Origin of the sequence: Geobacter sp. AOG2, from assembly GCF_019972295.1 — a bacterium.
Lineage (GTDB): Bacteria > Desulfobacterota > Desulfuromonadia > Geobacterales > Pseudopelobacteraceae > Oryzomonas.
In genome coordinates, this window is sequence record NZ_BLJA01000001.1 from 611,226 (window position 1) to 634,137 (window position 22,912).

A 22,912-nucleotide genomic window follows, 5' to 3' on the forward strand; every position below is an offset into this window, starting at 1 on the left:
GTCATCCCGCTTAGCGGGACGCCGATAGGCGCTAAGATGGCTGTTTTTCAACAACCGCCTAGAGCGAGGAGTTGTAGTCGTCCCCTTCGACGCACTCGGATTGCGACTGCAGGAACGAGTTGCCATGGGGGTCCTTGACGACCTCGACAATGCCGTGGTTGACCGACCACATGGTTCCGCAGGAGCGGCATTCCATGATCTGTTCGGAAAATCCTTCCGTTTGCAGGTCCATGCCGCTATAGTCGTAGCTGCTGCATGCGGGGCACTTCATGGTCTCCTCCTTTCCGTCAGATACCGATGGATCGTGGCGACAAGGTGCTTCGTATAGCTACAGTATAACGCCATTACCGCGCTTTGCATGCGCAAAACCGCAATGAGCCCGAAATGCGGCGCTTTGTGCGTGCTACATCATTTTTACAGGGTGAGGAGACATCTCATGAGCATTCCCGAAGACAAGAAGGCATGGCAGGACGGCATTGTTGCGAAGAACATCGCCAAGTCGCCGGAGCGCAAACCGGAGTTCCGCACCACCTCCGACATCGAGATGGAGCGCTGCTTCACGCCGGAATTCGACTACCCCGGCTATGACGAAGAACTCGGGTTTCCCGGCCAGTACCCCTACACCCGCGGCGTGCAGCCGACCATGTACCGCGGCCGTTTCTGGACCATGCGCCAGTACGCCGGTTTCGGCACCGCCAAGGAGTCCAACGAACGCTACAAGTATCTGCTCCAGGCGGGGCAGACCGGCCTTTCCGTCGCCTTCGACCTGCCGACCCAGATGGGCTACGATTCCGATGCCGCCATGGCGGCCGGCGAGGTCGGCAAGGTCGGCGTCGCCATCGACTCCCTGGCCGATATGGAGATCCTCTTCGACGGGATTCCCCTGGACAAGGTCTCCACCTCCATGACCATCAACTCCACCGCCGCCATCCTGCTCTGCATGTATATCGCCGTGGCCGAGAAGCAGGGGGTTTCCGCGGACAAGATCTCCGGCACCATCCAGAACGACATCCTCAAGGAGTACATGGCCCGCGGGACCTACATCTACCCGCCGAAGGAGTCCATGCGGATCATCACCGACATCTTCGGCTACTGCAAGGACCACGTGCCCAAGTGGAACACCATCTCCATCTCCGGCTACCATATCCGCGAGGCGGGTTCCAGCGCGGTGCAGGAGGTGGCCTTCACCCTGGCCGACGGCATCGCCTACGTGGAGGCCGCCATCAAGGCCGGCCTGAATGTGGACGAGTTCGCCCCGCGCCTGGCCTTCTTCTTCAACTCCCACAACAACCTGCTGGAGGAGGTGGCCAAGTTCCGCGCCGCCCGCCGCATCTGGGCCCGGATCATGAAAGAGCGCTTCGGCGCCAAGGACCCCAAGTCGCAGATGCTCCGCTTCCACACCCAGACCGCCGGCTGCACCCTGACCGCCCAGCAGCCGGACAACAACATCATGCGCGTCACCATCCAGGCCCTGGCCGCCGTGCTGGGGGGCACCCAGTCGCTGCACACCAACTCCCGCGACGAAGCCCTGGCCCTGCCGACCGAGGACTCGGTCCGTATCGCCCTGCGCACCCAGCAGGTGATCGCCTATGAATCGGGCGTGGCCGATTCCATCGACCCCCTGGCCGGCTCGTTCCTGGTGGAGTCCCTGACCGATCAGGTGGAAAAGGCGGCCGTGGAATACATCGAGAAGATCGACAAGCTGGGAGGCGCTGTCGAGGCCATCTCCCGCGGCTTCCAGCAGAAGGAGATCCAGGATTCGGCCTACGCCTACCAGAAGGCCATCGAGTCCGACGACATGGTCATCGTGGGGGTCAACAAGTTCACCGTCCAGGAACCGCCGCCCACCGGCCTGCTCAAGGTCAAGGAAGAGGTGGAGATCTCCCAGAAGGCGTCCCTGGGCGCCATGAAGGCCGGACGGGACGCGGCAGCGGTGCAGGCGGCCCTGGGTGCGCTGGAAACGGCCGCCCGGGGGACCGATAACCTCATGCCCCACATCCTGAAGGCGGTCAAGTCCTACGCGACCTTGGGCGAGATTGCGGATGTGTTCAGGGAGGTGTTCGGCAAGCACCACGAAACCGTGGTGTTGTAAGTAGGTTGTTGAAAAACAGCCATCTCCCCGCCGTCCTCGAAAAGCCCTTGTGCGGCGTAGCGCTGCTACGCCTCCGCGGGGCTTTTCTGCGGGTGCGACGATCTGGCTATTTTTGAACAACCTTGTTTTTTTCAAAAACCTTCCAGAAGGGGGTTACCATGCTTACCAAAATCAATCATATCGGCATTGCCGTGAAGTCGCTGGACGAGGCGCTGCCGTTCTACCGGGATAATCTGGGGATGGCCTTTGCGGGCATCGAAGAGGTCGCCGAACAAAAGGTGCGGGTCGCCATGCTCCAGGTGGGCGAATCCAAGATCGAACTCCTGGAACCGACGAGCGGGGAGAGCCCGGTGGCGAAGTTCATGGAAAAGAACGGCCCCGGCATCCATCACCTGGCATACGAGGTGGAGGATATCGAAGCCGCCATCGCCAAACTTCTGGCCGACGGGGCGCGGATGATCGACGAGCGGCCGCGTAACGGCGCCCACGGAACGCGGATCGCGTTTGTGCATCCCAAGAGCAGTAACGGGGTCCTGACAGAGTTGTGCCAGGCTGGTTGCTGAAAATCTACTGCGGGGCCGGTCTGCGGCGTTGCCGCTCGCTCAAGGGCTCAACGTACCAAGGGGTACGCCTCACCCCCTCGCTCGCTTGCGCCTTGCATACCAGCCTCCTCGCGACGATTTTCAGCAACCAGCGGGCGCGGGCTGTGGAAATGTTTGGAGGGGTTGATTTTTTTGTTGACAGGGCATCATTCTTTCAGTAAGTTACACCTCTTCGAAAAAACCATGGTCTGTCTCCGGCAGATCGTGCAGTATGTGAGGAAGCTTATGAAAACCGAAGTTGCAAAAGCGGAAAACGTAAAACGTGATTGGTACCTGGTCGATGCGCAGGATGCCGTGTTGGGACGTCTTGCCACCCAGATCGCTAATGTGTTGCGCGGCAAGAACAAGGCCATTTTTACCCCCAGCGTGGACACCGGTGACTTCGTCATCGTGGTGAACGCAGAGAAGATCGCGCTGACCGGCCGCAAGCTGGACGACAAGATGTACTATCACCACACCGGTTTCCCGGGCGGCCTGAAAGAGATCACCGCAGGCAAGCTTCTGGAGAAAAAACCGGAAGACCTCATCCGCAAGGCTGTCAAGGGCATGCTCCCCAAGAATAAACTTGCCCGGCACATGCTCAAGAAACTCAAGGTCTATGCCGGCGCCAGCCATCCCCACGACGCCCAGCAGCCCAAGAACCTGGCATTTTAATACTCTGAGGAGATATACGATATGGCAGCAGTCAGCTATTATGGCACAGGAAAACGCAAGAGCTCGATAGCCCGCGTATGGCTCAAGCCGGGCGCCGGGAAGATCACGGTCAACGACAAGACCCTGGACGAGTACTTCGGCCGCGAGACCTCCAAGATGGTCGTGCGTCAGCCGCTGGAACTGGTCGAGAAGGTCGGCGTGTACGATATCTACGTAACGGTACAGGGCGGGGGCGACTCCGGCCAGGCCGGCGCCATCAAGCACGGCATCACCAAGGCCCTGCTGGAGACCGACGCCGAACTGCGCGGCGTGCTCAAGAAAGCCGGCTTCATTACGCGCGATTCCCGCGTGAAAGAGCGTAAAAAATACGGCAGGGCCGCAGCCCGCGCACGGTTCCAGTTCTCCAAGCGTTAATCGCCGGATTACAGTACACTGGCATGGTAGAAGGGGAAATCCGCAAGGGTTTCCCCTTTTTGCTTGGAGGTTGTTGAAAAACAGCCATCTCGCCGCCGTCCTCGAAAGCCACCTTGTGCGGCGTAGCGCTGCTACGCCTCCGCGGGGCTTTCTGCGGGTGCGACGATCTGGCTATTTTTGAACAACCTGAGACAACCAGTTAAACCATTACGTTTTGTGGAGGTTTGCCATGTTGAACGTTGCCATCGTCGGAGCCAGCGGCTACACCGGGCTGGAGTTGATCCGCATCCTGTACTGCCACCCCGAGGTCGCCGTGACCTGCCTGACCTCCGAGCAGAGCGCCGGGAAGCGGATCTCCGAGGTCTTTCCCACCCTGCGGGGACGCTGCGACCTGGTGCTGGAGAACCTGGAGCCGGTGCGGGTCGCGGAGAAGGCCGACGTCATCTTCACGGCCCTGCCCCACAAGGCGGCCATGGAGGTGGTGCCCACCTTCCTGAAGCTGGGCAAGACGGTGATAGACCTGTCGGCCGACTACCGGCTCTCCGACCCTGCGGTCTACGGAGCCTGGTATGAAAAGCACCTCAACCCGGCCAACCTGAAAAAGGCGGTCTACGGCCTGCCGGAGATCAGGCGGGCCAAGATCAAGGGGGCGCGGCTGGTGGCCAACCCCGGCTGTTACCCCACCAGCATCATCCTCGGCCTGGCGCCGCTTTTGAAAAAGGGGCTGATCGATCCGCACAGCATCATCGCCGATTCCGCCTCGGGCACGAGCGGCGCCGGCAGGTCGGCCAAGGTGGACAGCCTGTACTGCGAGGTGAACGAGGGTTTCAAGGCCTACGGCGTCGGCGGAGCCCACCGGCATACGCCGGAGATCGAGCAGGAGCTGTCGCTGTTGGCCGGGACCGACCTCAAGATCACCTTTACCCCGCATCTGGTCCCCATGGACCGGGGAATACTCTCCACCATATACGCAACCCCCGCGAAAGAGGCGACGACCGAAAAGCTGGTTGCCCTCTACCAGGAATTCTATGGCGGCGAGCCCTTCGTGCGGGTGCTTCCCCAGGGGAGCCTCCCCTCGACCGCGTTCGTGCGCGGGTCCAACTTCTGCGACATCGCCCCCCTGGTCGACAGCCGCACCGGGCGGGTCATCGTGGTTTCGGCCATCGACAATCTGGTCAAAGGCGCCTCGGGCCAGGCGGTGCAGAATATGAACCTGGCCTGCGGACTCCCGGAGACCATGGGGCTTGACGGTCTGGCGCTCTTCCCTTGACCGGTCACCTGCCCCTGGATCTTGCCGAAGCGCGGGCACGAGGGTGGAACGAACTGGATGTCGTCTTTGTCAGCGGCGACGCCTACATCGACCACCCGGCCTTCGGGATTCCGCTCCTGGCCCGCTGGCTGGAGGCCCACGGCTTCCGGGTGGGGATCATCCCCCAGCCGGACTGGCGCTCCAAGGAGCCCTTCATGGCGCTGGGGCGTCCAAAGCTGTTCTTTGCCGTGTCGGCCGGGGCCATGGATTCCATGGTGGCCCACTACACCCCGGCGCGCAAGCTGCGCCACGATGACGCCTATACGCCGGGCAACCGCCACGGCGCCCGCCCCAATCGCGCCACCATCATCTATACCTCGCGCCTGAAAGAGGCCTATAAGGATGTGCCGGTGGTTATCGGCGGCATCGAGGCCTCCCTGCGCCGGTTCGCCCACTACGACTATTGGGAGAACAAGGTGCGCCGCTCGATCCTTCTGGACGCCAAGGCCGACCTTTTGATCTACGGCATGGGGGAGTCGCCGCTCTTGGAGCTGGCGCGGCGCATGGCGGGGGGGGAGCCGTTTTCGGAGATCCGCAACCTGCGGGGCGCCTGCCGGATCGCGAAGGGGACGGACGGAGCCCCGGCAGGCCCGGAGAACGGGGAGAGCGTCTTTCTCCCCTCCTTCGACGATGCGGCCGCCGACAAGAAAAAATTCGCCGAGGCGTTCCGCCTGGCCTACCGGGAGCAAAACCCCTTCTCCGCACGGACCATCGTCCAGCCCCACGGCGACCGCCTGCTGGTGTGCAATCCGCCGGCCTTCCCCCTGAGCCAGGCCGACATGGACCGGGTCTATGCGCTCCCCTTCGAAAAGACGCCCCATCCCTCCTACCGGGAGCCGATACCGGCCTGGGAGCAGATCAAGACGTCCATCACCAGCCATCGCGGTTGTTTCGGCGGCTGCGCGTTCTGCGCCATCGCCATGCACCAGGGGAAGGTGATCCAGTCCCGCAGCGAGGCCTCGATCATCGGCGAGGTCGACGCCATGGCCCGCCAGGGGTGGTTCCGGGGCAGTATCAGCGACGTGGGCGGGCCGACCGCCAACATGTACGGCCTGGCCTGCAAAAATCCCGAGGCCATGCGGGTCTGCCGCCGGGAGAGCTGCATCTATCCCGCCGTCTGCGCCCATCTGGAAACCTCCGATAAACGCGCCGTCGCCCTCCTGCAGCAGGTACGGAACCGGCAGGGGGTCAAGCATGTGGCGGTTTCGTCGGGGGTGCGCTACGACCTGATGGAGCGGCAACCGGGCTATTTTCGCGAACTGGTGGGGCATCACGTGAGCGGCCTGCTCAAGATCGCCCCCGAGCATCTCGCGGAGCATGTCACGGCGCTGATGCGCAAACCGGGGAGGAAGCCCTTCGAACGCTTTTTGGCCCGCTTTCGCGAGGAAAGCATCCGCCTCGGCAAACGGCAGCACATCGTGCCCTACCTGATCTCGGGCCACCCCGGCTGTACCGTGGCGGACATGCTCGATCTGGCCCTGGCCCTCAAAAAACTGGGGATGATGGTCGAGCAGGTCCAGGACTTCACCCCGACACCGGGGACGCTTTCCACCTGCATGTACTACACCGGTATCGACCCGGAAAACGGCAAGCGGGTGTATGTCCCGGCCGGCGACCGGGAGAAGGGGTTGCAGAAGGCGCTTCTGCTGTGGCACCAGCCGGGTGAGAGGAACAAGGTTCTGGAGGCGCTCAGGGAGGCGGGGCGCGAGGACGCGGCGGCGATGCTGGGCGTGGCGGGCGGCGGCGTGCCGGGGCGGGGGAACCTGCCCGATCCCCGCCGGAAAACAAAAAAAACCCGCTGAATGATCAGCGGGTTTTTGGGGAAATAGGTGGTCTGAATTACTTGATCTTGTTGACGTTGGAAGCCTGGAGTCCCTTGGGACCCTGGGTGATGTCGAAGGTGACCGCGTCGCCTTCGGCGAGGGATTTGAAGCCGTCACCCACGATGGCGGAGAAATGAACGAAAACGTCTTCGCCGCCCTCCTGCTCGATAAAACCGAAACCCTTCGTGTCGTTAAACCATTTAACCTTGCCCTGTGCCATTTTCCTACCTCCTTTTTTCTCCGGTCCTTCGCCGGAACAGATGAGAATACCGCTTAAGTTTCCGGAGTCTTGATGCAGGAAAACCGCCAAGCTTGGTCAAACTTGTACTGCAACGTTCTGCAAAAACTTCCGAAACTTGCTGCCCGTGTCGTTTATCATAGACATAAAGCACGTGTCAAGAACTTTTAACGATAAAATTCGTGCCTTGTTACGGTGTTACGGCGCCTTCAATTCATCGGTTTTCGTCTGGAGTTTTTTGACCAGTTCGTTGTAGCCGTTGGCGGTGATGATCCTGTTGAACTGGGTGCGATAATTGGACACCAGGCTGACCCCTTCGATGACCACGTCGTACACCATCCATTTGCCGTTCTCGTTGAGCAGGCGGTAGTCCAGCGAGTATTCGTCCCGCTTCGGGGTGATCACCTTGGACCTGACCTCGGCATAGTTGCCGTCGATGCTTTCATTCAGGTAGACGATCTTCTCGTTGTTGTAGGACTCGATCTTGCCGGCATAGGAGTTTTCCAGAAGCGACGCGAAAAGGTCGGTGAACTGCTTGCGTTCGGCCGGGCTGCGCTGGTTCCAGTGCCTGCCGAGGGAGCGTTTCGCCATCTCGGAATAGTCGAAGATGACGCTGATAGCCTTTTTGAGGGCCTTGCGCCGTTCCTGGTCGTGTTTTTTCAGGTTTTTGTCGGCTACGATGCGGACCACTTCGTTCACGGTCTTTTTGACGTCGTCGGTGGCTCCGGCAAAGGCGTTGCCTGCCAGGAACACACCGGCCATGATTATGACGATGTAGCGTTTCAGCATTGATTCATCCCTCTCATTTTCCGCCGTCCAGGGGCGGTTCCCCGACGGCATAGTCCAGGTTGGCCCTGGCGATCTTGTAGTTGTAGATGGCCTGGAAGTATTCGGCGCGCATACGGGCGTAGGCCTCCAGGGCATCGAATATCTCCTTGGCGGGGCCGACGCCGAAATCGAAGTTGGCCAGGGCGGCCACCGCCCATTTTTTCGCGTTGGAGTAGGCCGACTTGGTTGCCGTGACGCTCTTGTCGGCCTCCTGCAGGTCCAGGTAATATTTTTTGATCTGCAACGGGATATTGGCGTCGGCGAACTCCTTGGTGCTGAGCAACCGGTTGTATTGGGCCTGTTCGCCGGCCACCTTGGAGCCGGTGATGCCGAAATCCAGTTTCCAGCGCACGCCCAGGGCGGCGCCGCCGTAAAAATGTTTGTACGAGTCGGTGATGTAGGGGTTGTTGATGCGGTCGCGGTCGTCGGCGTAGGCCCAGGAGACGAGGCCGCCCAGGAAGATGTCGGGGTAATAATTGGCTTTGGCCGCCTCGACCAGTGCGGCGCGGGCCTTGAGTCCTTCGGCGATCTGGCGGTATTCGGGCCGCCGTGAGCGAGCCCTTTCCACGAAGCTGTCATAGGCCGGGACCACCTCTTCGTCCATGGTCAGCCGTTCGTTGGCGATATCCAGCGGGGTGTCGGCCGCAAGCCCGAGGCGCGTCCTGAGCGCCGCCAAGGCCAGTTTTTCCCCTTTTTTCGCTTCTTCCAGCAGCTTGACGACCTCGCCGGAGAAGGCGTCCAGCTTGTAGATATCGATCTGGTCGACCGATTCCGAACCTTCATCCAGGAGTTTCTGGGCCTTCTTGCGTGCGCTCGTCAGATCGTCCTGGACCTCGAGCACCAGCTCTTTCAGCTCACGCGCCAGCATCAGGCCGAAATAGTACTCCCGCACCTTGAGGGCGATCTCGTTGGCGCGCTGTTCCTTGCGGGAGCGGTCCACCGCGATGCCGTGGGTGGCGGCCTTCATATTCTCGGAGATCTTGCCGAAGGTGTAGAGCGGCTGGATGAGCGTGGCGTCGGCGCTGGTGAACCAGGTGAGTTCGCTGAGCTTGGTGCGCCGGTCGGTCGCGATGGTGGGGGTGATGTCCGTTGCCCGGGCCTGGGGGGCGGGGCCGAACAGGCTTATGGCCTCGATCTGGGGATAGCGGTTGGACTTGGCCTCTTCCAGTTTGCTGGCGGTCAGCTCGATGTCGGCCTGGGCCTCGCCCAGTTCCGGTGCAGACTTAAGGGCCATGCGGATACAGTCGTTCAAGCCAAGCGTCAACTTGTTTGCGGGAACCTCTTCCGCGGCGTGGCTACAGGAAAGGGAACCGAAGAAAGCCCCGGCGACCAGGATCGATACGAAGCGTGATTTCATGGGTTTTCTCCCTGGGGTCAGACCTTTCCGTGGATGAATTTGCTGATCAGTTCTTCGATATCGATGGCAGATTCGGTCTCGCGGATCGTGTCGTTGTTTTTGAGAAAGTGGTCGGAGCCGCCCGGTTTGAGCATGATGAACTTGTCGCCGATGATGCCGCTGGTGCGCACGGAAGCGATGACGTCGTCGCCGATCTTGGTGTCGCTCTTGATCTTGAGGTAGGCAAGCGCCTGATCCCACCCCTTGGTGTCCAGCGTGATGCGGTCCACCTTGCCGACCTCGACCCCGGCGATCTCCACCCGCGCCCCCGGCTTCAGGCCCGATACCGAATCGAATTTGGCCGAAACCGTGTAGTAGTCGCCTCCCATCAACTCCATCTTGCCGAGTTTGACCGAGAGGTAGCCGAGGCAGAGTATGCCGATGATCATGAATGTGCCGACCATCATTTCCAATTTTGCCATGTTCATGGTTCCTGTTTCCTCGCTATTTTACCCCAGATGAATTGGGCCGTCCAGGCTTCCACTGATAAATTGCCTCACTACCGGGTGGGTCGAGGCCTGGATCTCTTCCGGCGTCCCGTGCTGGAGAATCTCTCCCTTATACAGCATGGCCACGTTCTGGGCGATGTCGAAGATATCCGGTATCTCATGGGAAACGACCACCGCCGTATAGCCGAACTTGGCGTGGGTTTCCCGGATCAGGTGGTGGATGGCCCGCTTGATGACCGGATCGAGCCCGGTGGTCGGCTCGTCGAAGAGGATGATCTTGGGGCCGAGCACCACGGCCCGCGCCAGTCCCACCCGTTTCTTCATCCCGCCGGAAAGTTCGTCCGGGAACTTGTTCTCCACGTTCTTGAGCCCCACATCCTCCAGGGCGGAGAGCACCCGGCGGCGGATCTCGTCCCTGGCCAGTTTCGTCTTTTCCTGGAGCGGAAAGGCCACGTTCTCGAACACATTCATGGAGTCGAACAGGGCCGCATTCTGGAACAGCATGCCGAACTTCTCCCGGATGCGGTTCAACTGGGAGCGGCGCAATCCTATGATGTTCTCGCCGTCCACCTCGATCCGGCCGCTATCCGGCTGCAGCAGGCCGATGATGTGCTTGAGCAGGACGCTCTTGCCTTCACCGCTGGGGCCGATGATGGCCGTGACCTTGCCCTCGGGGATCTCGAGGTTGAGGCCGTTTAAGACCTTCTGGGCGCCAAAGGATTTATGTACGTCGGTCAGTTTTATCATAAGAGTATCGAGGTCAGGAAGTAGTCCCATACCAGGACGAGGACGGAGGTCAACACCACCGATTCCGTCGTGGCCCGGGACACCCCTTCGGCGCCATGGCCGCTGAAATAGCCTTTGTAGCAGCTGACCCAGGCGATGATCATCCCGAACGAGAATGATTTGATTATGCCGGAGTAGACATCGCGCCACACGACCGATTTCTCCATCTCGTAGAAATAGGCTCCGGGGTTGACGCCCAGCAGCTTGACCCCCACCAGCCAGCCGCCGTAGATGCCGACCACGTCGAAGATGGCGCACAAAAGCGGCAGCGAGATCATGGCGGCGACGAATTTGGGGGTGATCAGGTACTTGAAGGGGTCCAGCGCCATGGTCTCCAGGGCGTCGATCTGCTCGCTGATGCGCATGATGCCGATTTCGGCGGTAATGGCGCTGCCGGCCCGGCCGGTCACCATCAGGGCCGCCAGCACCGGACCCAGCTCACGGATCAGGGAGAGGGCCACGGCGGTCCCCAGCATCCCCTCGGAACCGAATTTGGCCAGGGTATAGTACCCCTGCAAGCCCAGCACCATGCCGGTGAAGGCGGCGGTCAGCACGATGACGAACAGCGATTTGGTGCCGATGAAGCGCATCTGCTTGAGTATGTAGAGCGGATGGCCCGGCCGGCGGACGATCATGTAGAGGGAGTAGAGGATGAACCATCCCATTCTGCCCAATTCCCGCACATACCTGATTGTCAGACGGCCTATGGCCTGGACCGGATTTGACACGCCACACATCCTCTAAAAAGTATAAATCATTATTTTATACAGCACGTTATTATGCAATGTAAAGGATGAACCTCTGCTACTCATTTTGAATGAACAGTCATTCATATACTGTTCGGCAATCAATTTGTCAAGCACTCTGTGCAATTTCCCCAATCACAGGAATCGTGTACTGAAAAAGGACAATAGATTAAAAGGGTGGCTGTCCGGTAGCCGGTGGGAGTTGTCCGTTCGCCTTGCCTCGCAGCTATCCTCGATTTACTGGGACGGCTTGGATGCTCAGGCCAACTCTTCGATCTTGCCCCCCGGCCTGAGCCGGAAGCGGCTGCCGCGCCATTCGACCCGGTTGCCGAGAAAGGAGAGGGCCCAGGTGAAGAAGGCCAGCATGTCCCGCACCGGGATCAGCCAGAGCCAGGCGGGGAGGAGGCGGTCGCGGACGAAGCGGCGGCTGAAGGCGGTGGTGACGGCGAGGCGCACGCCGTACAGCAGGGCGATTGCGGCCAGCGCCGGGGCCGGAGACGGGGCAAGGAACGCCGCCAGCAGCAGGGCGGGAAAGGGGAGCGTGATCCCCGACGCCAGGTAGCCGCCCGGCCTGCTGACCCGCATGGTGCGGGCCCAGCGCAGTTGCCGCGCCAGCACCGGCAGTACCTCTTCCGCCTTGAGCATGCTCTCCACGAAGGTGCCGTCCAGGGCGATGCGCCAGCCGGCCCGGTGCACCTTGTTGCCCAGTTGGTAGTCGTCGGCCAGGTAATCCACCAGGGCCTCGAAGCCGCCGATGGCCGCCAGGGCCTCGCGGCGCACGGCCATGGAGGCCCCCAGGGCGAAGGAGAGCCCTTCCAGGTGGAGCGCCACCAGCACGTTGGGGATCATTTCGGAGGTAAAGCCCAGGGCCTCGATGGCCGTGGCCATGGTGGGAGCGCTGGAGGTCCGGTAGAGCGAGGTGACCAGCCCAACCTGGGGATCGCTGAAGTGGGCGGTCACGTTTTTCAGGTAGTCGGCCGGGACGCGGATATCGCTGTCGCAGACGATGACGATGTCGTGCCGGGCCTGGGGAAAGGCGTTGATCAGGTTGGATACCTTGTAGTTCGGCCCGTGGATGGCCGGATTGACCACCAGGGAAACCCGGTCGTCGCCGAACTCCTCCATGAGCCGGCGAATGACCGGAATGACCGGGTCGTCGGCCGATGCCGCGGCGAACAGCAACTGCACCGGGCCTGCGTACTCCTGCCGGCAGAAGGAGGCAAAGTTCTCGTAACTCCCGGCGTCCATCCCCTTGACCGGTTTCAGGATGGTGATGGCCGGGGCTTCCGGCGAACGGGGGGGCGTTGCGGCGAAGAACCGCCGGGCGCAGGCCAGGGAGATCAGGCTGTAGGCCAATGACGGCAGGACGACGATGAAGGGGAGCAGCGCACGCAGCATGTCAGGCGCCCTTCTGGACGAGGATGAGGTACGGCGCGTCGGCCGCGGCGTTGATCTGGCCCATGCGCCAGACGTGGAACAGGGGAGCCCTGAGCGTCGCCGCCCATTCCTCCACCAGGCGGCGTTCCTCGCCGCCCCCTCCATGACCGGGATAGATGGTCAGCGTCACGACGCCCGACGGCGCCAGGAGGGCCGCAGCCTGTTCCAGGGCCGCTCCGGTGGTCTCCGGCCGGGTGATGACGCTGCGGTCGCCCCCCGGCAGATAGCCAAGGTTGAAGACCACGGCGTTCAGGGGTGCGTCGATCCGTTCGGCCATGGTTTCATGGCCCCCGTCGATCAGCGTCACCCGCTCCGTCAAACCGCTCGCCGCCAGTTTGCGGGCCGTGTTCCCGATGGCCTCCCGCTGGATGTCGAAGCCCCAGACCTTGCCCCCAGTCCCTACCAGTTCCGCCAGGAGGAGCGTATCGTTGCCGTTGCCGCAGGTGGCGTCCACGGCCCGGTCGCCGGGGCGGACGAAGTGCCGCAGCAGCAGGTGCGCCAGGGGGACCGGCCCGCGCAGGAGCGGGATATCGTGGGGTGCGTCAGGAGTCATGGCCGCCAGAGGGTACCAAAGTCGGACCGCTTTTTCCACAGGGAATTTTTATCCTGAAAAATGCTGTTGTCCACGAAATGCACGAAAAACACGAACAAAAATAATAAGACTTGGCAACTTCATGGTTGTAACCTACCGGCGAATTGCCGTTTTGCACCATGTTTCTATTTTTCGTGATATTTCGTGTCGTTCGTGGACCCAATAGCCGTTTTAAGGTTTATTGGTTTTCATCCAGAGCCCCGGAGGAAACTATTTGCATCTCACCATGAAATCGGGGTAGTAACGAGGTCATGATATATAAGAAAACCGTGACAGAAGATCAGGGGGGGCGGCGGCTGGACGATGCCGTGGCGCTCCTGTTCGACGGCCTCAGCAAGTCCGAGGCGCGGCGGATCATCGACCGGGGCGGGTGCAGCGTCAACGTCGCCCTGGTCCGGGTGGCGTCGCGCACCGTCAAGGCGGGGGACGTGGTGGAGGTGGGCGTGATGGAGCCGGGCAGGTTCCGGGAACTCGTCCTGCCCCCGGAGGCCCTCCTGTACGAGGACAACGACCTGATCGCGGTCGACAAGCCCGCCGGGGCGAATACCCAGCGGACCCCCTATCAGCTCAAGGGGACCATGGAGTTCTGGGTGGCCGAATACTTCCGCCAGCATGGGATCATGGAACCGGCCAGGGTGATCCACCGTCTGGACCGGGGCACCTCGGGGGTGATGGTGTTCCCGAAACACAAGCGGGCCGCCGCCTGGCTTTCGGCCCGTTTTCACGACGGCCTGGCGGACAAGCGCTACCTGGCCCTGGTCAGCGGACAGCCGCGGCAGGAAACCTGGCGCATGGACGGCCCCATCGGCAAGCTGGGCACGTCGCGCTACGGCGTCATGGCGGGAGGCAGATCGGCCCTGACCGAGTTCCGCGTGGTGGCTGCCGCCGCCGGAGGCGCCCTGGTGGAGGCGCACCCCCTGACCGGGCGCACCCACCAGATCCGCGTCCATCTGGAGGCGTCCGGGCTGCCCATCGTCGGGGACGCCACCTACGGCGGCGCGGAGGCTGTGCGCATGATGCTGCACTGCGCCAGTCTCTCGTTCAAAAACGAAAAGGGTGTGGAGATCCGTCTCGAAGCCCCCCTGGACCGGGCCTTCGAGGCCGCTTTGCGGGATTGCGGCATACCCTGATGGTGCGCTGGCTCTACTGCATCATACTGGTCGCCATGCTCCAATCCCCGGCCCTGGCCGCCAATCCCCTTGCCCGGCAGGGAGGATTGGAACTCGGCGGCCATGACCTGGGCCGGGACGGCCCCCTGCGCCTCGACGGCGAGTGGGAGTTCTACTGGGGGCGGTTACTGGCTCCGAAGGATTTCCACGGTCCCCATGCCCCCGAAAAAAACGGCTACCTTTCCCTGCCGGCGTCCTGGAACGATTTCAAACTCAACGGCAAAAAGATCGGAGAGACGGGGTACGCAACATTTCGTCTGCGGGTCCTGCCGGGACCGGGCAGGCGCGAGTTGGCCCTGCGCCTCTTCGACATCCCCTCGGCCTGCCGGCTGTGGGTCAACGGCGCCCTCCTCGCCGCAAGCGGTCGCGTGGGGACGAGTACCGCCACGGAAGTCCCCGGCCCATCGGTACTCCTGGCCCGTTTCCCGAGTACGGGAGAGCCGCTTGAACTGATCCTCCAGGTGTCCAATTACCACTCGCGGGTGGGCGGCGTCACCTCGCCCATCCTGCTGGGGGATGCCGGGGCGATCGAGGCCGGCCAGGTCCGGCGCTGGGGAATGGCCCTGTTCTTCATCGGCAGTCTCCTGGTCATGGGGGTCTACCATCTGGTCCTGTTCTCGTTCCGCAGACGGGACGTCTCGCCGCTCTACTTCGGGTGCTACTGTCTTTTGTGGATGGGCTCGCTCCTCGCTTCGAACACGGGCGACTGGAGCATCCGCCTCTTCTTCCCGGCAGTCCCGGCGCCGCTTCTGAACATGATCGACGCGATCTGTTTTTTTCTTTCCGTGCCGGTCGGCTACAGCTTTTTCCGCTCTCTGTACCCCCAGGAGTTTTCCGTGCGCGTCCTGCGCTTTTCCCAGGTCATGGCAGGGCTGTTCCTGGCCGTGGCCCTGTTCTTTCCGGCCCTGACGCTCAGCCGCCTGCTGCCGGTCTACTATGCCGGAGCCGTCCTGCAGATCGTTTACAGCCTGGCCATGCTCCTCAGGGCGAGGATAAAGGGGAGGGAAGGGGCGACGTTCATTCTGGCCGGCTTCGTCATCCTGGGGCTTGTCGGCATCAACGACATGCTCTATGATCTCCGCCTGATCCCGTCCCTGTTTCTGATACCGGTGGGGATGTTCGTTTTTATCCTGTTCCAGGCCTTTGCCCTGTCGCTGCGGTTTTCCCGCGCCTTCTCCGCCGTCGAGCGCCTTTCGGGCGAACTGGAGCAGAAGAACGTCTCCCTGGAAACGGAGATGGCCGAGCGTCTCGGATTGGAACGGAAGATCGTCATGATCAGCGAGGAGGAGCGCCGGAGCATCAGCCACAATCTGCACGACGGACTCTGCCAGCAGTTGACCGGCGCCAGGCTGCGCTGTTCCGTGCTGGAACGCAAGCTGGCGGGCGCCGGGGAGGATACGGCCGAGTTGCGGCAACTCTCCTCCCTGTTGGAGGAGTCGGTCGATCACGCCTACAACCTCTCCCGGGGTCTCTGGCCGGTCGAGCACGATCCCCGGGGCATGAGCCCGTCCCTGGAGGAGTTGACCCGGCGTTTCGCCGAATCGACCGGCATCGCCATAGAATTCCAACAGGAACGGGCCTGCGTCTCCTGTGCCAACGAGCAGATCACCCACCTGTACCGCATCGCCCAGGAGGCGCTCACCAACGCCGTGAAACATGCCCGGCCGAGCCGGATTACCGTGGCGTTCACCTGTCTGGGCGGGGGGGGGATCGTCACCCTCGCGGTGAGCGACAACGGCATCGGCAGAGACCGGGCGGCCAGGTCGCAGGGGGGGCTGGGGTTGGGGATCATGGCCCACCGCGCCAGGATGATCGGCGGCTCGCTCAGGATCGGGGATGCCGAGGGGGGCGGGACCGTGGTTACCTGTACGGTCCCATGCGAAGCGGGCATGACAGGGGAGGAACGGGATGGCTGACGAAGCGAAAACCGGGGCACGGGTCTTTCTGGTCGACGACCACCCGGCGGTGCGCCAGGGATTGGCGTTGCTGCTTGCCCAGAAGGACTACGTGGTCTGCGGCGAGGCGGGCGATCGGGCCGGGGCGCTGGAACTGCTCGACGGTTCCCCGGCGGATCTGGCTTTGGTGGACCTTTCCCTGGGCGAGGAGAGTGGGCTCGACCTGATCGGCGACCTGCACGAGCGCGGCATACCGGCGCTGATCTACTCCATGCACGAGGACGCCGAAACCATCGAGCGGGCATTCGGCGCCGGCGCCGACGGTTACGTCACCAAGCGGGAGGTTTCCGACGTCCTTCTGGAAGCGGTGGCCGGCGTGCTTGCCGGGCGCCGCCACGTCAGTCCCCACGCGGCCCAAAGCCTCGCCGACAGGGTGCTTGCCACGCAGGCCGGCCAAGCGGAGGGGGTGCTCAGCGAGCGGGAACGCCAGATCATGGCAATGACCGGCCGGGGCGACACCAGCGCCGAAATCGCCGCAACCCTCGCCATCAGCGCCCGCACCGTGGAAACCTATTATTCCCGGATCATGGATAAGCTTGGCCTGGACGGGATGAAGGCCCTGAGGCGCCACGCCATCCATAATTACCAGTAGTTTCCCTTTCGAGGGACCCCTGTCCGGTTTCGGAGCCGGGCAGGGGGAGGCCGTTCCCCCCCCTTTTTTTTCGGAACCCTGTCCGTAAAATTCCCTACACAAAAACCGTAATTCCCCCCACAGACAAATGCCTTGATCGAGGCTATTCTTTCGAAAATCCCCGGTAGCCGTCGATACCGTGCGACGTGCCGGCGATCCGTGAATGGAAAGGTTTCCGATCGTTGTTGTGGAGCTGGTGCAATCGGAAAACGGGAAGATTCTCTATGCAGACAAGATACATCGTTCTTCAGGTATTGGCGCTTTTTCTGCTTGTCCTCATCCGCAAATCCATACGGTTTGACCGCGCCGGCGACAACCCCGAAAAGGAAAGCGTTGCAAACAACGCCACCTCTGCCGCCATGCTCAAAGGACTCGCCCATGGGCCACGAGAAAAAGAACCCTCGAATCATTCTGGTTGACGACCACCCGGCAGTACGCCAGGGGGTTGCGCTTCTGCTTATGCAGGAAGGGTTCACGATCTGCTGCGAGGCGGAAAGCCGGGCCGAAGCCCTGGAACGTCTCCAGGGGTGCGGGGCCGATATCGCCCTGGTGGACCTTTCCCTGGGGGAGGAGAGCGGCCTCGATCTGATCGGGGATCTGAAAAAACGGGACATACCGGTGCTGATCTATTCCATGCACGAGGATACGGGCAGCATCGAACGGGCATTCGCCTTCGGCGCGGGCGGCTATGTCACCAAGCGGGATCTTGCGGCCGAGTTGGTGCAGGCGGTTCGCGACGTCCTGGCGGGGCAGCGCCACATCAGTCCCCGGGCCGCCCAGGGCCTGGCAAAAAAACTGGTTTCCGCCCCGATGGCGATTTGGGACGAATCCCTGAGCGAGCGGGAGCGCCAGGTCATGGCCATGATCAGCCGGGGCGATACCACCTCCGACATCGCCGCGGCCCTTGCCGTAAGCCACCGCACCGTGGAAACATATTACTCCCGGATCATGGAAAAAGTAGGCCTCGACGGCATGAAAGCCCTGAGGCAATACGCCATCAGGAACACCCGATAGCCCCCCAGTTCACCCCTTTTTGCCGTGGCACCGCCCGCGCCCGGCAACGCGCGGCAATTTCGCAACGAGCGATTGCCATCTTGCATTATCCCCGGCGATACACGATAATCGGCGGCGCCAAAGAGGGCGTGACTCTCCGCTGGGCCGGGGAGACCGACTGGGGCGGGTGGTTACGTTCAAAAAAACCGTTCCCTCGAATGTCGTTTAATAGGTTGTTGAAAAATTCAGGTTGTTCAAAAATAGTCAGATCGTCGCACCCGCAGAAAGTCCCGCGGAGGCGTAGCAGCGCTACGCCGCACAAAGGGGCTTTCGAGGATGGCGGCGAGATGGCTGTTTTTCAACGACCTGTTAAACGTTGAACCCGATCCCGGAGATATCCTTAAGGAGAATATGATGCCAAGCGTTCTGATAGAAGTCCGCCAGCACTACCCCGTCGAGGTCGAGAAGGGAATCATGGAGGCCGTTCACTCGGCCCTGAGAGAGTGCTTCAAAATAATGCCCCATGATCGCAATGTGAGGTTGCTGGTCCATGAGCCCCATCGGTTCGAATGCCCGCCGGATCGGGAGCGGCCGGAATACTATACGCACATCAGCATAGATTGCTTTGCCGGCAGATCTCTTGAGGCAAAGAGGTCATTGTACAAGGCCATCGTAACCAATCTCTCGAAATACGATATCCCCGCCAACCATGTGAAGATAATGCTGCGGGAAATCGCCCCCGAGAATTGGGGCATCAGAGGGGGCTACGCGGCGTGCGATATCGATCTTGGTTTCAAAATCGATGTCTGAGCCGTGAAAGTCCGTCAAGATTCTTTTTCCCCGTGGCACCGCGCGCACTGTGCGTCCGTGACCCTGCGTTTCAGCAGGCTTTCCCTGTCTGTGGGCCGGTTCTTGCCCATCAGTTTCTCCCCCGGATTGTGACAACCGAAACAGCCCTCCCCCCGGAGGGCGGTGTGCATGGCCACCATCTTGGGATTTTTGCTGTGGCAGACCTTGCATTCGAAGGCCATGGCCGCTGGTGCTGCGGACAGGCCGATTGCCACGGCGAGTAGCGGTATGAACGGTTTTGGCATCTGGACGGTACCTCGCTGCAAAATGACGCTTCCGGCAAATCCTAACGCCTCCCCGTGGGAAAATATTTGACCGTTGTCAATAAACGGCTCATGGACCGCCGGAAAAATATGTTTTGCACCAAGGGCACTTGTATGGTAATTTTGCGCTCTTCGGCGCCCAGCGCCCCCATGACTATAAAATTATCGCAACCAGATTTCAGGCAAGGCCCATTCCGTTATGTCCAAGATCATCTGCATCGCCAATCAGAAGGGTGGGGTCGGCAAGACCACCACCGCCGTCAATCTGGCCGCCTCGCTGGCTGCGGCCGAGAAGCCGACGCTTCTGGTTGATATCGACCCGCAGGGCAACGCGACCAGCGGCGTGGGGATCGACAAATCCCGGCTGAAGCACTCCGTCTACGACGCTCTCGTCAACGAGGCGGACGCCCGGGGCCTGGTCATGGACATCGGGCAGCCGTTTTTGCATGTCATACCGGCAAATTCCGACCTCGCCGGGGCGGAGCTGGAACTGGCCTCCGAGATCGGCCGGGAACTGAAGCTGAAATTCGCCCTTGCCCCCCTGGTGGAGCAGTATCGGTACATCATCATCGACTGTCCCCCGTCGCTCAACCTGTTGACCGTCAACGCCATGACCGTGGCCGATTCCGTGCTGATCCCGCTCCAGTGCGAGTTTTACGCCATGGAGGGGCTTTCCCAGATCCTGCGCACCATCGGCCTGATCCAGCGGGGGCTCAATCCGTTGCTCAAGGTGGAGGGAATTCTGCTGACCATGTTCGATTCCCGCGGCAACCTGGGCAAGGAAGTGGTGGCGGAGATCAGGACCCATTTCGCCGACCAGGTGTTCGAGGCGGTCATTCCGCGCAACGTGCGCCTGGCCGAGGCGCCCAGCCACGGCAAGCCGGTCATTCATTACGACATATCGTCACGCGGTGCCGCCAGTTATCTGCAACTGGCCCGGGAAATCATCCAGAGGGAGACGGCCAATGGTTAAGAAAGGCGGCCTCGGGAGAGGGATGGCGGCGCTGTTGCAGGTAACGGAAACGGTCGGCGAGCACTCCGATTATTTTATCTGCCCCATCGAGAAGATCAGGCCCAACCGGAACCAGCCCCGCAAGTATTTCGCCACGGACAAGCTGGAGGAGTTGGCCGCCTCCATCCGCGAGCAGGGTATTATCCAGCCGCTGGTGGTGACCAAGAAGGACGGCTTCTACGAGATCGTCGCCGGCGAGCGCCGCTGGCGCGCCGCCCAGAAGGCCGGCGTCCGGGACGTGCCGGTGGTCATCCGCGAGGCCAGCGAGGACACGGTACTGGAGCTGGCCCTGATCGAGAATATCCAGCGCCAGGATCTGAACGCCATCGAAGAGGCCCAGGCGTACCGCTCGCTGGTGGAACATTTCGGCATCTCCCACGAGGATGTGGCCAAAAAGGTCGGCAAGAACCGCACCAGCGTCACCAATTCCCTGCGGTTGCTCAAGCTGCCCGTCGAGGTGCAGCAGGATATCGTGGAGGAACGCATGAGCATGGGCCATGCCCGCACCCTTCTGGCCCTGGAGAGCCCCGAGTCGATCCTCACGGCCCGCCACGAGATCGTGCAGCGCCAATTGAGCGTCCGGGAGGCCGAAAACCTGGTGCGGCGGCTGAAGATGAATCCCCACCCCGCGCCGCACAAGCGCCCGCAGCAGCCCGATCTGCTCATGGGGGCTCTGGAAGAGCAGTTGCAGAAGCGCTTCCAGGCACGGGTCGCCATCCGCAGGGTCGGGGCCAAGGGGGGGAGGCTGGAGATCCATTTCAGCGATCCCGACGAGTTGACCCGCATCGTCGATCTGCTCGAACTGTAGCAGGTTGTTGAAAAACAGCCATCAGGCCTTCGTCCTCGAAAGCCCTTTTGTGCGGCGTAGCGCTGCTACGCCTCCGCGGGTCTTTCTGCGGGTGCGACGATCTGACTATTTTTGAACAACCCGAGTTTTTCAATAGCCCGCCGGTCCCTGCCCGCCACTGTTGCCGGTAAAATCGTTCCGGTTTCTTTGCAATTCAGCTTGACATATAGCCAAAATATGTGGTAGCTAGGTCCGATATGTGGATACAGTATACAATTTATGCATGCCTGCAAGGGGTAGGTCGTGATTGAATTAAATTTGGCATTCGTTGTTCAGGTCATCAACTTCGGGATTCTTGTCCTCATCCTCAACATCTTCCTCTACAAGCCGATCCGCAAGACCCTGGCCGATCGTCGCCGGGTGATCGACTCCGCCCGTGAAAAGGCCGCTTCCGTCGATCTGGAGGTCCAGGAGAAGATGGCCCGGTACGAGGCCCGTCTGCACGAGGCCAAGACCGAGGCTGCCGGCCGTCGCGCCGTGGCCCTCAAAGAGGCCCAGGCCGAAGAAACCGCGCTTCTGGAGAAGGCCCGCAAGGAAGCCGCCGGCTCCCTGGACGCAATCCGCACCAAGGTCGCCAAGGAGGCCGCCGACGCCCGCGCGCTGCTGAAACAGCAGGCCGAGGCCCTGTCCGGCGACATCTGTGAGAAAATCCTGGGGAGGAGCCTGTAACATGTTGATGGTATCCGATCGTACAAAGAAAATCGCCTTCTCCCTGGCCTGTATTGCCGTTATCGCCCTGGCCGCCTCCGCCGGTTTTGCCGAAGAGGGTGGCGAGGCTGCGCACCATGCCGACCACGCCGCCGCCCAGATGAAGGATTTCGGCTGGCGCGTGTTCGACTTCGCCGTTCTGGTCGTTATTATGGTATGGGCGCTGAAAAAGGCCAATGTGAAGGGCTCGCTGGCCGACCGCCAGGCCCAGATCGAAAAGAACCTCAAGGAAGCCGAGCAGGGCCGGGCCGTTGCCGAGGCCAAGCTGGCGGAATACAGCACCAAGCTCGACCAGGCATCCAAAGAGATTGACGAACTGCACGCCGCCATCATCCGCGAGGGTGAGCAGGAGAAAGAGCGCATCATCGGCGAGGCCCGCAAGGCTGCCGAAAAGATCGCGCTCCAGGCCAGCCAGTCCGCCGAGCAGGAAACCCTCAAGGCCCGTGCCGAGCTGCGCGCCGAGGCTGCCCGCCTGGCGGTGGAGATCGCCACCGGCAAGCTGACCGGCGCCATCCAGAAGGCCGACCACGACCGATTTGTCGGCGAATATCTTGACAAGGTGGTACAGATCCAGTGATCAACAATACGATTGCGAGACGATACGCCAAGGCCCTGGTGCAGCTTGGTTCGGAGGCCGGCCTGATCGACCGCTTCAATGAGGAGCTTTCCGCGGTGGACGGTCTTTTCTCCGGCAATGGCGAGCTGCGGGCCGCATTCGGCAACCCGGCTTTCACCGCCGAGCAGAAGAAGGGGATCATGAAGGAGCTGGTGGCGAAGGCCGGCTGCTCCGAACTGGTCGGGAACTTCCTGCTCCTCCTGGTGGACAAGAACCGCGTGGCCTTCCTCGACCAGATCGTCCAGACCTACAAAAAACTGGCCGACGAACAGTCCGGCGTCATCCGTCCCTTCATCAGGACCGCCTTCCCGCTGGACGACGCCCAGGTGGCCTCCATTCAGGGCGCCCTGGAGAAAAAGACCGGCAAGAAGGTCGTGCCGCAGGTGACGGTGGACCAGGCCCTTCTGGGCGGCGTCGTGACCCAGATCGGCGATACGGCCTTTGACAGCAGCGTAAAAACTCAGCTTAAACGGATTCAAGATATACTACAGAAGGGGTAAATG

The 22,912-nt window shown here is 61.6% G+C and carries 27 protein-coding genes; 17 read left to right on the forward strand and 10 right to left on the reverse strand.

Translation table 11 applies throughout. The features are described from left to right. Window positions 1–58: 58 nt before the first annotated feature. Window positions 59–271 carry a hypothetical protein gene (locus tag LDN12_RS02615; protein WP_223921137.1) on the reverse strand — a complete coding sequence of 71 codons (213 nt, stop codon included), beginning with the start codon at window positions 269–271 and terminating at the stop codon, window positions 59–61. Window positions 272–436: 165 nt separating this feature from the next. On the opposite strand from LDN12_RS02615, the gene LDN12_RS02620 reads away from it, so the two are divergent. The 6 genes from LDN12_RS02620 (at window position 437) to LDN12_RS02645 (ending at window position 6,873) form a co-directional block, all read left to right on the forward strand. After that, window positions 437–2,092 carry a methylmalonyl-CoA mutase gene (locus tag LDN12_RS02620; RefSeq protein WP_223921138.1) on the forward strand — a complete coding sequence of 552 codons (1,656 nt, stop codon included), beginning with the start codon at window positions 437–439 and terminating at the stop codon, window positions 2,090–2,092. Window positions 2,093–2,250: 158 nt separating this feature from the next. Beyond that, window positions 2,251–2,655, forward strand: a complete 405-nt coding sequence (mce, locus tag LDN12_RS02625; RefSeq protein WP_223921139.1) for a methylmalonyl-CoA epimerase — start codon at window positions 2,251–2,253, stop codon at window positions 2,653–2,655. A 264-nt stretch (window positions 2,656–2,919) separates the two neighbouring features. Beyond that, a complete protein-coding gene (gene rplM, locus LDN12_RS02630) occupies window positions 2,920–3,348 on the forward strand; it encodes a 50S ribosomal protein L13 (protein WP_223921140.1) in 429 nt (142 codons plus the stop codon). A gap of 21 nt (window positions 3,349–3,369) precedes the next feature. Continuing rightward, window positions 3,370–3,762 carry a 30S ribosomal protein S9 gene (gene rpsI, locus LDN12_RS02635; RefSeq protein WP_149307402.1) on the forward strand — a complete coding sequence of 131 codons (393 nt, stop codon included), beginning with the start codon at window positions 3,370–3,372 and terminating at the stop codon, window positions 3,760–3,762. A 229-nt stretch (window positions 3,763–3,991) separates the two neighbouring features. After that, window positions 3,992–5,032 (forward strand): N-acetyl-gamma-glutamyl-phosphate reductase, encoded by a 1,041-nt coding sequence (gene argC, locus LDN12_RS02640; protein WP_223921141.1) that lies wholly within the window; start codon window positions 3,992–3,994, stop codon window positions 5,030–5,032. Next, on the forward strand, window positions 5,029–6,873 hold the full coding sequence (locus LDN12_RS02645; RefSeq protein WP_374045029.1) for a YgiQ family radical SAM protein: 1,845 nt from the start codon (window positions 5,029–5,031) through the stop codon (window positions 6,871–6,873). The genes argC and LDN12_RS02645 overlap by 4 nt, the downstream gene beginning before the upstream one ends. A 37-nt stretch (window positions 6,874–6,910) precedes the next feature. Here the strand turns inward: LDN12_RS02645 and LDN12_RS02650 are convergent, their stop codons facing one another. The 8 genes from LDN12_RS02650 to LDN12_RS02685 all read right to left on the reverse strand — a co-directional run bounded on the left by LDN12_RS02650 (window position 6,911) and on the right by LDN12_RS02685 (window position 13,366). Beyond that, window positions 6,911–7,114 carry a cold-shock protein gene (locus LDN12_RS02650; RefSeq protein ID WP_223921142.1) on the reverse strand — a complete coding sequence of 68 codons (204 nt, stop codon included), beginning with the start codon at window positions 7,112–7,114 and terminating at the stop codon, window positions 6,911–6,913. A gap of 216 nt (window positions 7,115–7,330) precedes the next feature. Continuing rightward, on the reverse strand, window positions 7,331–7,921 hold the full coding sequence (locus tag LDN12_RS02655) for a phospholipid-binding protein MlaC (RefSeq protein ID WP_223921143.1): 591 nt from the start codon (window positions 7,919–7,921) through the stop codon (window positions 7,331–7,333). Between the two features lie 13 nt (window positions 7,922–7,934). Further along, window positions 7,935–9,317, reverse strand: coding sequence for a TolC family protein (locus tag LDN12_RS02660; protein WP_223921144.1), 1,383 nt, complete (start codon window positions 9,315–9,317; stop codon window positions 7,935–7,937). Between the two features lie 17 nt (window positions 9,318–9,334). After that, a complete protein-coding gene (gene mlaD, locus LDN12_RS02665; protein WP_223921145.1) occupies window positions 9,335–9,784 on the reverse strand; it encodes an outer membrane lipid asymmetry maintenance protein MlaD in 450 nt (149 codons plus the stop codon). A 21-nt stretch (window positions 9,785–9,805) separates the two neighbouring features. After that, entirely contained in the window at window positions 9,806–10,552 is a 747-nt protein-coding gene (locus LDN12_RS02670) for an ABC transporter ATP-binding protein (protein WP_223921146.1), read from the reverse strand. Next, window positions 10,549–11,319: an ABC transporter permease gene (locus LDN12_RS02675; RefSeq protein WP_223921147.1), complete on the reverse strand. Its 771-nt coding sequence runs from the start codon at window positions 11,317–11,319 to the stop codon at window positions 10,549–10,551. Before LDN12_RS02675 ends, LDN12_RS02670 begins: the two co-directional genes overlap by 4 nt. 276 nt (window positions 11,320–11,595) lie before the next feature. Beyond that, on the reverse strand, window positions 11,596–12,735 hold the full coding sequence (gene hpnI / locus LDN12_RS02680; RefSeq protein ID WP_223921148.1) for a bacteriohopanetetrol glucosamine biosynthesis glycosyltransferase HpnI: 1,140 nt from the start codon (window positions 12,733–12,735) through the stop codon (window positions 11,596–11,598). 1 nt (window position 12,736) lies between these two features. After that, window positions 12,737–13,366 (reverse strand): class I SAM-dependent methyltransferase, encoded by a 630-nt coding sequence (locus LDN12_RS02685; RefSeq protein ID WP_223921149.1) that lies wholly within the window; start codon window positions 13,364–13,366, stop codon window positions 12,737–12,739. Between the two features lie 269 nt (window positions 13,367–13,635). Between LDN12_RS02685 and LDN12_RS02690 the strand changes: the two genes are divergently transcribed. The 6 genes from LDN12_RS02690 to LDN12_RS02715 all read left to right on the forward strand — a co-directional run bounded on the left by LDN12_RS02690 (window position 13,636) and on the right by LDN12_RS02715 (window position 18,924). After that, complete coding sequence (locus LDN12_RS02690; protein WP_308464303.1) at window positions 13,636–14,496, forward strand: RluA family pseudouridine synthase; 861 nt, start codon at window positions 13,636–13,638, stop codon at window positions 14,494–14,496. Further along, window positions 14,496–16,451, forward strand: coding sequence for a sensor histidine kinase (locus tag LDN12_RS02695; RefSeq protein WP_223921151.1), 1,956 nt, complete (start codon window positions 14,496–14,498; stop codon window positions 16,449–16,451). The genes LDN12_RS02690 and LDN12_RS02695 overlap by 1 nt, the downstream gene beginning before the upstream one ends. Further along, window positions 16,444–17,082, forward strand: a complete 639-nt coding sequence (locus LDN12_RS02700; protein ID WP_223921152.1) for a response regulator transcription factor — start codon at window positions 16,444–16,446, stop codon at window positions 17,080–17,082. The genes LDN12_RS02695 and LDN12_RS02700 overlap by 8 nt, the downstream gene beginning before the upstream one ends. Before the next feature lie 263 nt (window positions 17,083–17,345). After that, window positions 17,346–17,540, forward strand: coding sequence for a hypothetical protein (locus LDN12_RS02705; protein WP_223921153.1), 195 nt, complete (start codon window positions 17,346–17,348; stop codon window positions 17,538–17,540). Then, window positions 17,500–18,135, forward strand: coding sequence for a response regulator transcription factor (locus LDN12_RS02710; RefSeq protein ID WP_223921154.1), 636 nt, complete (start codon window positions 17,500–17,502; stop codon window positions 18,133–18,135). The genes LDN12_RS02705 and LDN12_RS02710 overlap by 41 nt, the downstream gene beginning before the upstream one ends. A gap of 393 nt (window positions 18,136–18,528) precedes the next feature. After that, window positions 18,529–18,924: a tautomerase family protein gene (locus LDN12_RS02715; protein ID WP_374045072.1), complete on the forward strand. Its 396-nt coding sequence runs from the start codon at window positions 18,529–18,531 to the stop codon at window positions 18,922–18,924. 14 nt (window positions 18,925–18,938) lie between these two features. On the opposite strand, the gene LDN12_RS02720 is transcribed toward LDN12_RS02715, so the two are convergent. After that, window positions 18,939–19,208: a cytochrome c3 family protein gene (locus LDN12_RS02720; RefSeq protein ID WP_223921156.1), complete on the reverse strand. Its 270-nt coding sequence runs from the start codon at window positions 19,206–19,208 to the stop codon at window positions 18,939–18,941. A gap of 217 nt (window positions 19,209–19,425) precedes the next feature. Between LDN12_RS02720 and LDN12_RS02725 the strand changes: the two genes are divergently transcribed. From LDN12_RS02725 to atpH, 5 genes are all read left to right on the forward strand, one after another. Continuing rightward, complete coding sequence (locus LDN12_RS02725; protein ID WP_223921157.1) at window positions 19,426–20,199, forward strand: ParA family protein; 774 nt, start codon at window positions 19,426–19,428, stop codon at window positions 20,197–20,199. Continuing rightward, complete coding sequence (locus tag LDN12_RS02730) at window positions 20,192–21,046, forward strand: ParB/RepB/Spo0J family partition protein (RefSeq protein WP_223921158.1); 855 nt, start codon at window positions 20,192–20,194, stop codon at window positions 21,044–21,046. The genes LDN12_RS02725 and LDN12_RS02730 overlap by 8 nt, the downstream gene beginning before the upstream one ends. A gap of 282 nt (window positions 21,047–21,328) precedes the next feature. Continuing rightward, a complete protein-coding gene (locus LDN12_RS02735) occupies window positions 21,329–21,754 on the forward strand; it encodes an ATP synthase F0 subunit B (RefSeq protein ID WP_223921159.1) in 426 nt (141 codons plus the stop codon). Window position 21,755: 1 nt separating this feature from the next. After that, window positions 21,756–22,370: an ATP synthase F0 subunit B gene (locus tag LDN12_RS02740; RefSeq protein ID WP_223921160.1), complete on the forward strand. Its 615-nt coding sequence runs from the start codon at window positions 21,756–21,758 to the stop codon at window positions 22,368–22,370. Further along, the gene (gene atpH / locus LDN12_RS02745; protein WP_223921161.1) at window positions 22,367–22,909 is read left to right on the forward strand and encodes an ATP synthase F1 subunit delta; all 543 of its coding nucleotides are present in this window, start codon (window positions 22,367–22,369) and stop codon (window positions 22,907–22,909) included. Before LDN12_RS02740 ends, atpH begins: the two co-directional genes overlap by 4 nt. Window positions 22,910–22,912 lie beyond the last annotated feature (3 nt).